This is a genomic window from Desulfocurvus sp. DL1XJH-121 (genome assembly GCF_054819825.1).
Genome location: NZ_JBTVWW010000040.1, coordinates 1 through 11775, shown reverse-complemented (window position 1 = coordinate 11775; position 11775 = coordinate 1). Strand labels below are relative to the sequence as shown.

Below are 11775 nucleotides of genomic sequence, written 5' to 3'. Positions count from 1 at the left end.
ACGCCCACGAGTTGGGCCGCAGCACGGGCTGTTGTCCCGGCGACGAAGTGCTCCATCAGTCGTGAACGCTTGTGAATGCTGAGCCGACTCTTCCTCTCGTACATGGAGCCATCCTAACTGTAAGCTGAACTCTTAGCTAGGACAGCCCCTATTTTTTATGTCAATAGCATTTTCCTATGGCAATTAGGGCAGAGCCACATCGATATTGACGCGGTCTCTTTTATTGGGTATTGCATTTTCAGATATCGAAAAGGGCCGACCAGACAAATCCAAGCCGGTCAGCCCCTTCCCCGTGCAGATGCACGTCTTTCTAGCACTCTGACGCTATGCATTTCCACGGGGCATGTCAACCAACGCCACGCTTGGAGGCATGACCTGCAGGAGGTTGCCAGCATGCGCTGTTTTGCTGTGTGCACACGCAGACATGCTCGACGATTCGTGCTGCTCATCGCAGTCGTGATCGGTGATGCCTGCGTCGTGTTGCTCTACTTATCCTGAAGAAAGGCGGGCCGTTGTCTTGAGGCGGTCCGCCTTTCTTTGGTCCAGTGGCTACTGACACTCAATATTCACTTGCAACACGGAGGTCACATGCACTGCAATTTGTTGGAGGAGCACTGGATTCCCGTGATCCGCAAGGACGGATCAAGAGGAGCCATCGCTCCCTGGGAGATCACGGAAGGCGACCCGCTGCCCGTGGACCTCGCGCCGCCCAGGCCCGATTTCCGGGCGGCGTTGTTGGAATTCCTTGTGGGGCTCATGCAGACGGCCTTGGCCCCGGCCAAGGAAAAGGACTGGCGGAGGTTGCTGCAAAAACCGCCGAAGCCCGAGGAACTGCGCGAGGCCCTGGCCCTGCACGCGCCGTTCTTCAATCTCTTCGGCTCCAAGCCTCTGTTCATGCAGGACTTCGATTTGGAGCCTCCCGAGGACACCAAGGACGCCAACGAGGTGGCCGCTCTGCTCATCGATTCACCCGGCGGGCAGACCTTGCGCAACAACGGAGACTTCTTCGTCAAACGCGGCGCGGTCACGGCCCTGTGCCCGACATGCGCGGCCATGGCCCTGTTCACTCTGCAAGACTTCGCCCCGGCGGGCGGCAAGGGCAACCGCACCTCCCTGCGTGGTGGCGGGCCCCTGTCCACCCTGGTGGACGGGACGACCCTCTGGGACAAGCTCTGGCGCAACGTGGTGCCCCTGAGCGCCACTCACGCCCGGCTCGGCAGCGTCCCCCGGGACGCAGAGCTGGCTGGCGGGGTCTATCCCTGGGCCGCCCCCACGCGCAGGAGCGAAAAAGGCGAACAGACCCACCCCACGGACGTCCATCCGCTGCAAGCCTTCTGGGGCATGCCCCGGCGCATCCTGCTCCTGCCCGAAGAAAATCCGGACGGGGAGTCGGCTTGCTCCCTGTGCTCGGCCCGCACGCCGCGCCTGGTCCGGCGCTATCTGTCCCGGCCCTACGGAACCAACTACGGCGACACCTGGCGGCACCCTCTCACCCCCTACCGCGACCAGGGCCAGGACAAAACCACCTTGTCGGTCAAGGGCAGCGCCTCCATCTCCGGATACGGGCATTGGTTGGGCATCGTCTACGGCCAAGGCAGCGATGTCGGCATCCGCCGGGCCGCCTGCGTGGAGCATGCCTTGGAGGCGGACGAAGCCATGGATTCCCCCGCGCAGGTATGCGTGGCCGGATACGACATGGACAATATGAAACCCCTGCAATGGTGCGAATCCCGCTTTCCCTACCTCCGCGTCCAAGCCGACCTGCTGCCGGAATTCCGCACCCTCGTGGACATGCTGGTCTCGGCCACGGAAGCGGTGCGCAGAAACCTCGTGGGTCAGTTGAAGGAAGCCCTGGTCAACGAGGCGGGCCGCAACCAGGCCAAGACCGACAAGACCCTCTTCGAGAACGCGGGAGCGGCCCTCTGGGGCCGGACCGAGGCGGAGTTCTACCGTCTGGCCGGGGAGCTGGTCCACGCGCCAGACTTCCAGGCCTGCGAGCCTTTGCGCATGGAATGGGGACGCCTGCTGGTGCGCACCGCGCGCGACCTGTTCGAGGAGCAGACCCAGCGCGGGCGCGTGAAACCCGAACGCATGCAGCGCATCGTCGAGGCCGGGCGAAAGCTGGACAACTTCAACCGCAAGAAGATGCTGACCGACCTCGCACTGCCGCAAGACCAAGGAGCCAACTGATGCAACAACAATTCTACGATGCCCAGAACAAGGACGAATTCTGGGGGGCGCTGCGCTCGTGGTGGCATTCCCTGGAGCACGATCGGGGCCAGCGCGCGACCCTGCGCCGCGCCAAAATTCCGGGCGAGGTCTTCCTCAACAGCGCCTTTTGGCGCGGTCCGGTTGCCGCCCTCGAACGCAAGGGCTTTACGTTCTCCCTGCAGGATCTGGAGCGTCTGGCCCTGCCGCTTGGGCTGTTGGCCCACGCCAAGAGCCTTGCGGACCGTGACAGCCTGCCCCGGATGCTGGCCCAGAGCGGCAAGGGCGGCGAAGCGGTGCGCGATGTCCGTTTCCGCAAGCTCCTGGCCGTGGGCGACGAGGACCGCGACGGCCTGTACATGATGCTCATCCGTCTGACGAGGATGCTCGACGGCGACGTTCCCCTGCAAAGCCTGGTCAAGGGCACCTTCCGCTGGAACGACGACACCCGCCGCCAGTGGGCGCGTCAATACTACACCTCCACCAATCCCAAACAATCATAAGGAGATAAGCCATGAATAAATACATCCAGCTGCATATCCTGACCAGTTATCCCGCCTCCAACCTGAACCGCGACGATCTGGGCCGCCCCAAGACCGTGGTCATGGGCAACACCGAGCGCCTGCGCATCTCGTCCCAGAGCCTCAAGCGCGCCTGGCGCACCTCCGAGATCTTCCAGCAGGCCCTGGGCGACAAGGTCGGCACCCGCACCAAGGAACTGGGGGTCTGCGTGTTCAAGGCCCTGACCCTGGGCCTGCCCCTGGGCGATGTGCTGGCGGGCGTCGAGTCCCCCGGCGGGCTGAAGACCTTGAAGGACATGGCGGCCAAGGACATCGCCCGCGCCATCGCGGGCACCTTCGGCGCCATCAAGGCCGACTTCAAGCCCAAAAAGGACCAGGACAAAACGGAGGCCCTCAAGGCGCTGCACGAAGCCTTGCAGATCGAACAACTGGCCCACCTCACCCCCGTGGAACTGGACGGGGTGGCGCGGCTGACCGAGGCCTGCCGCGAGTCCGGCGCGGTTCCCGCCGCCGAGGACCTGGAACTCTTGCGCGCCGACAACATGGCGGCGGACGTGGCCCTGTTCGGGCGCATGCTGGCCGCCAGCAAGCGGCACAACGTGGAGGCCGCCGCCCAGGTGGCCCATGCCATGACCGTACACAAGGTCATGGTGGACGAAGACTTCTTCACCGCCGTGGACGACCTGAACCGCGACGACTCCGGCGCGGGGCACATGGGCGTGGCCGAGTTCGGGGCCGGGCTGTTCTACCTCTATGTCTGCATCGACCGGGAGCTGCTGCGCGAAACCCTCAGCGACGACGGGTTGGCGGCCAAGGCGCTCGCCGGCCTGTGCCGCGCGGCCTGCACCGTGAGCCCCACGGGCAAGCAGAACAGCTTCGCCTCGCGCGCCTGGGCCTCCTATTGCCTGGCGGAAAAGGGCGACATGCAGCCCCGCTCCCTGTCCGCCGCCTTCCTCCAGGGCCTGGACGGGTCCGGCGATCTGCTGGGCATGGCCATCAAGGAATTGGAGGACCAGCGCGCCAAGTTCGCCACGGTCTACGGCGACGACGGCGAGACCCAAATCCTCAACGCGCACAGCGGCCAGGGCAGCCTGGACGAGCTGTGCCGCTTCATCGCGGAGTAGGTCATGGCCGAACATCTTGTCTTCACCCTGTACGGACCGCTCCAGGCCTGGGGCTCGGTGGCCGTGGGGGAGATCCGGCCCTGCGCCGGGCACCCCACGCGATCCGGGGTGCTGGGCCTCTTGGCAGCGGCCCTGGGCATCCGGCGCGGCGAGGGCGAACGCCTGCAAGCCCTGTCCGACGCCTATGCCGTGGCCGTGCGCGTGGACGACCCCGGCGAACGGTTCAGAGACTACCACACCGTGCAAACCCCGCAGGAAAAGGCCAAGCGCGCGTTCCACTGCCGCCGCGACGAGTTGGGGACCAAGCTGGCCCCGGACGAAACACCGAACACCCTGCTCTCCAGGCGCGACTACCTCACGGACGCGCGCTTCACCGTGTGCCTGCGGCCCACGGCTTCCGGCGCGCCGCACTCGCTCCGGGAGTTGCATGACGCCCTGCTGCGGCCCAGGCTGACCCCCTATCTGGGGCGCAAGTCCTGCCCCACGGCCCTGCCTTTCTTGCCGCAGATCATCGACGCGGCGGACGCCCTGGCCGCCCTGGACGTCTACGCCCCGGACGTTTTGGCGCCCCTGGCCGCCGCGCTTCGCCCCGACAGGCGCAAGGCTCGTGGAAACGCGGGCGACGTGTTCTGCGACAAGGGCATGTGCGGGGCCGAGTCGTCCGAACAGCGCATGGTCCGTGACGTGCTGGACGACCACGCCCGGCGCGCCTTCGGCATCCGCCAGGAATGGCGCTATCCGGCTCCATCCGGCCAAGGAGGCGAATGATGTACATCAGCAAACTGGTCTTCGACCGCACGGCCCTGGCCCGCCGGGGCATGTATGAAGCGCATCAGGCTCTGTGGGACGTCTTCTCCGACAGCCCCGACCGCAAGCGGGATTTTCTCTACCGCCAGATGGACCAGGGCGCGTTTCTCGCGGTCTCGCGGCGCGAACCCGCCCCCGGCCCCGACCTGAGCCAACGCGATGTGCAACCCTACACGCCCGCCCTGCGCACCGGGGAGCGCGTGTTGTTCTCCCTGCGTGTGAATCCCGTGCGCAAGACCCGCGACGACAAGGGGCGGCAGGTTCGCCACGACGTGGTGCAGGACCTACGCAAACGGCTCATGGCCGACGGCACGCCGGAGCACAAGTTGCCCACCCGCCTGGAGCTGGCCGAACAGGCGGCAACGTCCTGGCTCGAAGCGCGGCAGGGAGCCCTGGGCCTGGCCCTGGAGGCGGGCTCGCTCATGGCCGAGGCCTATGAAAACAGGCGCTTCCGCAAGGCCCGGGGCGGGCCGGAGGTGGTGGTATCCTCCCTGGACCTGCGCGGGTTCGCACACGTGACCGACCCCGAGGCCCTGGGGCAGGCTTTGTTCGACGGCATAGGCCCGGCCAAGGCCTATGGCTGCGGCCTGCTGTTGGTGCGCAGAGGATGAGCATGTTGCCCAAACTCAAACCCCTGGCCATGAAGGAGCGGCTGTCGCTGCTCTTTCTTGGCCGGGGCCAATTGGACGTGCAGGACGGGGCCTTCGTGCTCGTGGACGGGGAGGGCGTGCGCACACACATCCCCGTGGGCGGTGTGGCCTGCCTGATGCTGGAGCCCGGCACCCGCCTTTCCCATGCAGCCGCCGTGCTGGCGGCGCGGGCGGGCACGCTGCTCATCTGGACCGGAGAGGCCGGGGTGCGGGTCTATTCCGCCGGGCAGCCCGGTGGGGCGCGCAGCGACAAGCTGCTCTACCAGGCGCGCCTGGCGCTGGATCCGGACGCCAGGCTGCGGGTGGTCCGGCGCATGTATGCCCTGCGCTTCGGGCAACAGCCTCCGGCAAAGCGCAGCGTGGACCAGTTGCGCGGCATCGAGGGGGCCAGGGTGCGCACCATGTATACCCAGATGGGCAAAGCCTTCGGGGTGAAGTGGTCGCGGCGAAACTACGACCCGACAAATTGGGGCGACGGCGATGTGGTCAACCGCTGCCTCAGCTCGGCCACGGCCTGTCTGTATGGCGTTTGCGAGGCCGCTATCCTGGCGGCGGGCTATGCGCCCGCCATCGGTTTTGTGCATACGGGCAAGCCGCGCTCATTCGTCTTCGATGTGGCGGACATCGTGAAGTTCGACACTGTGGTGCCCGAGGCCTTTCGCATCGCCGCCCGGAACCCGTCCGACCCCGAGGGCGAGACCAGGCGGGCCTGCCGGGACGCCTTCCGGAAAAAGAAGCTGCTCAGGGACGTCATCCCGCTCATCGAGGACGTGCTCTCGGCCGGAGGCCTGCCCATGCCCGAACCCGTGCCCGAGGCCATAGGGCCGGCCTTTGAAGACGAGGAGGGAATGGGTGATGCTGGTCATCGTCACTGAAAACGCGCCGCCCCGGTTGCGCGGGCGGCTTGCGGTCTGGCTCCTGGAAGTGCGGGCCGGGGTCTACATCGGCAACTACACTAGGCGGGTGCGGGAGATGCTCTGGGAGCAGGTAACCGCGGGGATAGGCGAAGGCAACGCCGTCATGGCTTGGCGCTCTCCCTCTGAAAGCGGTTTCGACTTCCGAACCTTGGGCCCCAACCGCCGTTTGCCCAGGGACATGGACGGAATCCTGCTCTGCTCTTTCCACCCGGATGAACAGGGCTCAATTGGCGAGGAATTCGGCAACACGGAAGGCAAAAATAATCGGTAGCTTTTTCATCGATTATTTTTGTTTATAAAATCAAATGATTCCAGGAAGAGTGTTCCCCGCATGCGCGGGGATGAACCGCTTAACATTCTTAGTCGGTTATGAGACCGGCCGTGTTCCCCGCATGCGCGGGGATGAACCGACCACCACATGGCACACCGGGGCGACCTTCGAGTGTTCCCCGCATGCGCGGGGATGAACCGCCCAGCACCCCCAGGCAGTCGCCCCGCATGATGTGTTCCCCGCATGCGCGGGGATGAACCGGCAAGGTCAACAAAGAGGACGTGCTGGCCTTCGTGTTCCCCGCATGCGCGGGGATGAACCGGATACTTTGCGTCGCCTTCCGGATCATGAACTGTGTTCCCCGCATGCGCGGGGATGAACCGAGGACATGAACGACGACACCGAGGACTTTTTCGTGTTCCCCGCATGCGCGGGGATGAACCGGAACGCCTGGATCATCGCTACTGGCGTGGCCGGTGTTCCCCGCATGCGCGGGGATGAACCGAGGAGGAGTGCATGGCAGTTGCGACCTATACAGTGTTCCCCGCATGCGCGGGGATGAACCGGCCGTATGGGGTGGGTAAGGCGGGCGTGACACGTGTTCCCCGCATGCGCGGGGATGAACCGAGCCGGGACGACGTGGCCGCCGAGATGAACTGGTGTTCCCCGCATGCGCGGGGATGAACCGACAAGCCCGCCGTGCCGAAGGTGCCGCGAGGGGTGTTCCCCGCATGCGCGGGGATGAACCGAGCAAGGCAAGTACGGAACCGACGCCGCCGCCGTGTTCCCCGCATGCGCGGGGATGAACCGGCCCTGGAGTATGCGGACAACAGCTCCGGCAGGTGTTCCCCGCATGCGCGGGGATGAACCGGTAGACGGGGCCAAGGAATGCAGCCTCACGGAGTGTTCCCCGCATGCGCGGGGATGAACCGGCTCCGGGCCGGGCGATGCGGTGGCACTCTGCGTGTTCCCCGCATGCGCGGGGATGAACCGCGCTGGCTCGTGCCGGCGGGCGTGGGCAAGGAGTGTTCCCCGCATGCGCGGGGATGAACCGGCCGTGGACACCAGCGAAAACCCGTCTGACGGGTGTTCCCCGCATGCGCGGGGATGAACCGGGGATGCAGCGGTTTTCCCGCCGCCTGGGCGAGTGTTCCCCGCATGCGCGGGGATGAACCGCCAGACGGGGTCATGGGGTGCTCCTGCGAGGCGTGTTCCCCGCATGCGCGGGGATGAGCCGGGGGTTTCGTTCGCTGTCTGCAGTCAAGGATGTCATAATGGTGAATTATACAAGCATATTATTGGCGCAGTTCGAATAAGATGAGCATCTTAAAAAATTTTCAATCATCGCGATTAATCACCCTATAGCAGGCTAGGTGGAACAAATTGGGAGCAAAAAAGGGGCTGGCTTTGGCCTTATTTCTGGCGATGTTCTACTTGCATACGAAGGACCGTAGCATCTTGCTCTGGTTAAGCGCCTGTCAGACTCATTTGCCCCTGTCCTTGCTGTGGCCTTTCGGGTTGTGCCGAGTTCACGGGACCGCATAGCGCCCATGCTGGAGGCCAGCCCGCGCCTGCGTACCTACCTCACCGGGCAGGCGGATGACACCAGCAGCCTGCGCATCAACCTGGCGCACATGACCATCTACCTCGGCTGGTCGGGCTCCGTGTCGCGCCTGGGCAACAAGCCCATCCGCTACCTCGTGCTGGACGAACTGGACAAGTACCAGAACCCCAAGAACGAGGCCTCCAGCGAATCCCTGGCCGAGAAGCGCACCATCACCTGGCGGCGCAAGCGCAAGATCTGGAAGATATCCACGCCCACGGTGGAGGGCGGGCCCATCTGGCGCGCGTTGACCGAGGAGGCGCAGGTCGTCTTCGACTACTGGGTACGCTGCCCGCACTGCGGCGTGTGGCAGCTCATGGAGTTCGACCGCATCAAGTGGCCGCAGGACGAGGCCCTGAAGCGCGACCCCGAGGCCGTGCAGGCCCGTCGGCTGGCCTGGTACGAGTGCGAAACCTGCGGTTCTTGCTGGGACGACAACGACCGCGACAAGGCCGTGCGCTTGGGCCAGTGGCGGGCGCGGGGCACGGGCCTGGAGCTCATGGCGCACCTGCGCGCACACCGCCCGGCCAAGGTTGGTTTTCACATTCCGGCCTGGCTCTTCTACTTCGTGTCCCTGTCCGAGGTGGCGGCGGCCTTTCTGCGCTGGAAGAAGACCGGCAACCGCGACGATCTGAAGAACTTCATGAACCAGTACAAGGCCGAGCCCTGGCGCGCCTACGAGGTGCAGCGCACCGAGGACGCCATCAAATCCCTGGCCGACGATCGACCGCGCGGCGTGGACTCCCAGAAGCGCTACTTCCGGTACGTGATCCGCGCCTTCGGCTGGGGCTCGGATGAGGAAAGCTGGCTTGTGCAGGCTGGCAGCGTGCCGACCTTTGCGGCCCTGGAACGGGTCCTGTTCGGCAACGTCTACCGCGACCGGGACGGCAACGAGCACCGCGTGCGCCTGGCCGTGCAGGACGCCATGGGCACACGCACCAAGGAGGTCTACGCCTTCTGCGCCCGGCACCGGGGGCGGCTGTTCCCGTACCAGGGCAAGCGAACCCAGGCCACGCCCGTGCGCTACGCCCCGCAGGAGTTCTATCCGGGCATCAAGAACAGGATCCCCGGCGGCCTGGTGCTCTGGAAGGTGGACACGACCTTCTTCAAGAACGACCTAGCCGCCAAGCTCCAGATAGCCCCGGACGATCCGGGGGCCTTCCACCTGCACGCGAGCGTCACCGACGAATACGCCCGCGAGATGACGGTGGAGTATTTCGACGACAAGAAGCTGTGTTGGCTCTGCCCCGAGGGCCGGGACAATCATTTTTGGGATTGCGAGGTCATGGCTCTGGTGGCGGCCTCCGAGTTGGACGTGCGCAACTGGAAGCGCCCGACCCCCAGGCCCCAGCTGGCCACTGCCGCCCCACGTGGCATCGCTCCCGTTCCGCAACCCCTTCCCGGCTCCGGAGCCCGCCCGGACTGGTTCAACCAAAGGAGATGACCATGGACACGAACAAGGGGCGCAAACTGAACTGCTCCAAGAGCTACTTCTACAACCTGATCAACGAGGGCAAGATTCCGGCCTTCCGCTGCGGGAAGGTTCGGGGCATATGGGTTTGGGAGGAAGATGTGCGGGGATATCTGGAGGTCGTTTCGTTTTGAATCCCGCGAATCCTTTCGGCGTCTCAAAAGCTGCGCCCGCTGGGGCCTTGCCAGTTGTCGTCAATTTTTGCGGGAGTATTGAGGTCAACTGTTTTTGGTACTCATTGGTTGCAGACAAAAGCCGTTGTCATCAATTTTCTCCGCTGTTTTGAAGGCAAGTGGACTTGACGTGCATAGTTTGAGGGCAAAGAGCGTAGCCATCAAAATAAGTCTGTTTTTGATCGTCAAAAAACATAAAATATTGACGTCTACAAATGTAGATGAGAAAATAAGAGAAAATTTAGCGCTAAAAGCTGCGGAGGAAAGCATGTCGGCGACGATTGCCGGTTTGAATGCGGATGATGCCGTTCAGTATCATTACGACAGGTTTCCGCCTGAACGCCTTGATTATTCCAAGGTTGTCGTTCCGTTGGGCAAGGCGACCGATGCCCTGGCGAGGTTCGACCAGATGCTCAAGAACATGCACAACAGCGAGATACTGCTGGCGCCGTTGCGCAACCAGGAGGCCGTGATTTCCTCCCGTATGGAAGGCACGGTGAGCACGATAGATGAAATCCTGCGGTATGAAGCCGATTATGATGTGGACGAGCAGGGCGCCTCGCAGGCCCGTTCCGAGGTGGTCGAGACGCTGCTGTACCAACGGGCCATGAAGTCGGCCCAAAAAGCCATGGAGGAGGGGCAAAAGATATCCCCGTGGCTCATCCGCGCCATCCACGAGAAGCTACTGTCCATCGGGCGCGGGGCGCAGAAGTCACCGGGTCGGTTCAAGAACGAGCAGAACTACCTGGCGGACAAGAGGACGCGGTCGGTCCTGTTCGTGCCCATAAGCCCGGAGAAGCTCCAGGACGGCCTCGATTCGTTGTTCGAGTACGTGGGCAGGAGCGAAGAACAGATTCTGATAAAGACGGCGATTTCCCATGTCGAATTCGAGGCCCTGCATCCCTTCAAGGACGGCAACGGCCGCATCGGAAGAATGCTCATCACGCTTATGCTGTGGGATGCGGGCGTCATCCCGGCCCCGCATTTTTATGTCAGCGGCTACTTGGAAGAGGAGAAGGATCTGTACGTCGACATGATGCGCAGAGTGTCAAAAGACGATGATTGGACAGGCTGGTGCTGCTTTTTCCTGGAGGCGCTTGAGCAGCAGGCCATACGGAATTTGAGGATCGCCGAGGACATTGGCCTGCTGTATGAAGAAATGCGCGGAACGTTCCGTGAGCTGCTTTCGAGCAAGTGGCATGTGAACGCACTTGATTATGTGTTTGCCAATCCCATCTTCAGGAACAACAAGTTTACGCAGCAGGGCGACATCCCCTCTTCATCGACTGCGGCGCGTTTCGTTCGAGTGCTTGCCGAGAAGGGGCTTCTGAAGGTCCTTGAGGAACCTTCTGGAAGGCGGGCCGGGTTGTATGCGTTTGAGCCCTTGTTGCAGCTTGTGAGGGTATAACTTTGATTTGCTTTTGAACGGTTGCTGTGCCGAGGATATGCAATCAAAAAAATGCGAGAGGTTGAGTTGTGAATAGAACAATATGTGTTGAAAAAATTGAAGAAATCTACAAGCAGGGTGAGGTGCTAGGATATCCGCGACCTGTTGGCAAGGAACGAATCTTGTTTTTAGCTGATAGAGAGGGATATTGGTTGCAGGCCAGTTTTGAACCAAAAGAATATGACTCTGCTGAGGATGTTGCTAACGTCTTGTTTGACATTGATAGCTGAGATAATGAAGATGCTGGCCATTGGGATAGCGTAGGATTGAATTTAAGTGCGATCATCTGATTTGATGCAATATGGAAGTGTTTAAAAAACATAGTAAAGATAATCGAATGCATAGATGATGGATGTTTGCTTTGTTGATATCATTTTGTTCTAGATAATAGCTTATTGGTATATATTGTTGCTTGAATGGCTGCGTTGATTTTTGAATCCACATTCGCCAGGATCAGCTATGTATTCATAGGAACTAAGTGTACAGAGATAGTATTCACCTGGCACTGCCTGTACAGAGATAGTATTCACCTGACACTGCCGCCCCTGGCGGGGTGATTTCTAGGCGGCCGCCTCGGCCGCCT

Annotated in this window: 11 protein-coding genes, 1 pseudogene and 1 CRISPR repeat array; of the genes and pseudogenes, 11 read left to right on the top strand and 1 reads right to left on the bottom strand. The window is 62.6% G+C overall.

Annotated features, from left to right (window positions below; all coding sequences use genetic code 11):
- A pseudogene (locus ACYYG1_RS16810) lies at positions 1–104 on the bottom strand (IS1595 family transposase); the annotation flags it as partial.
- A 484-nt stretch (positions 105–588) separates the two neighbouring features.
- On the opposite strand from ACYYG1_RS16810, the gene casA reads away from it, so the two are divergent.
- From casA to ACYYG1_RS16755, 11 genes are all read left to right on the top strand, one after another.
- Positions 589–2190 carry a type I-E CRISPR-associated protein Cse1/CasA gene (gene casA, locus ACYYG1_RS16805; RefSeq protein WP_461211493.1) on the top strand — a complete coding sequence of 534 codons (1602 nt, stop codon included), beginning with the start codon at positions 589–591 and terminating at the stop codon, positions 2188–2190.
- Positions 2190–2711 carry a type I-E CRISPR-associated protein Cse2/CasB gene (gene casB / locus ACYYG1_RS16800; protein ID WP_461211492.1) on the top strand — a complete coding sequence of 174 codons (522 nt, stop codon included), beginning with the start codon at positions 2190–2192 and terminating at the stop codon, positions 2709–2711. The genes casA and casB overlap by 1 nt, the downstream gene beginning before the upstream one ends.
- 11 nt (positions 2712–2722) lie before the next feature.
- Positions 2723–3853 (top strand): type I-E CRISPR-associated protein Cas7/Cse4/CasC, encoded by a 1131-nt coding sequence (gene cas7e / locus ACYYG1_RS16795; RefSeq protein WP_461211491.1) that lies wholly within the window; start codon positions 2723–2725, stop codon positions 3851–3853.
- 3 nt (positions 3854–3856) lie between these two features.
- Positions 3857–4621, top strand: coding sequence for a type I-E CRISPR-associated protein Cas5/CasD (cas5e, locus tag ACYYG1_RS16790; RefSeq protein ID WP_461211490.1), 765 nt, complete (start codon positions 3857–3859; stop codon positions 4619–4621).
- Positions 4618–5271, top strand: a complete 654-nt coding sequence (gene cas6e / locus ACYYG1_RS16785) for a type I-E CRISPR-associated protein Cas6/Cse3/CasE (protein ID WP_461211489.1) — start codon at positions 4618–4620, stop codon at positions 5269–5271. The genes cas5e and cas6e overlap by 4 nt, the downstream gene beginning before the upstream one ends.
- A gap of 2 nt (positions 5272–5273) precedes the next feature.
- Complete coding sequence (cas1e, locus tag ACYYG1_RS16780) at positions 5274–6185, top strand: type I-E CRISPR-associated endonuclease Cas1e (protein ID WP_461211488.1); 912 nt, start codon at positions 5274–5276, stop codon at positions 6183–6185.
- Positions 6166–6498, top strand: a complete 333-nt coding sequence (gene cas2e, locus ACYYG1_RS16775; RefSeq protein WP_461211494.1) for a type I-E CRISPR-associated endoribonuclease Cas2e — start codon at positions 6166–6168, stop codon at positions 6496–6498. Before cas1e ends, cas2e begins: the two co-directional genes overlap by 20 nt.
- Positions 6499–6547: 49 nt before the next feature.
- Positions 6548–7735: a CRISPR direct-repeat array (repeat unit 29 nt; unit sequence GTGTTCCCCGCATGCGCGGGGATGAACCG).
- 268 nt (positions 7736–8003) lie between these two features.
- A complete protein-coding gene (locus ACYYG1_RS16770; RefSeq protein ID WP_461211487.1) occupies positions 8004–9545 on the top strand; it encodes a terminase gpA endonuclease subunit in 1542 nt (513 codons plus the stop codon).
- 2 nt (positions 9546–9547) lie between these two features.
- A complete protein-coding gene (locus ACYYG1_RS16765; RefSeq protein ID WP_461211486.1) occupies positions 9548–9706 on the top strand; it encodes an excisionase family DNA-binding protein in 159 nt (52 codons plus the stop codon).
- Between the two features lie 307 nt (positions 9707–10013).
- Entirely contained in the window at positions 10014–11153 is a 1140-nt protein-coding gene (locus ACYYG1_RS16760; protein ID WP_461211485.1) for a Fic family protein, read from the top strand.
- 68 nt (positions 11154–11221) lie between these two features.
- On the top strand, positions 11222–11422 hold the full coding sequence (locus tag ACYYG1_RS16755; protein WP_461211484.1) for a hypothetical protein: 201 nt from the start codon (positions 11222–11224) through the stop codon (positions 11420–11422).
- Positions 11423–11775: the final 353 nt, after the last annotated feature.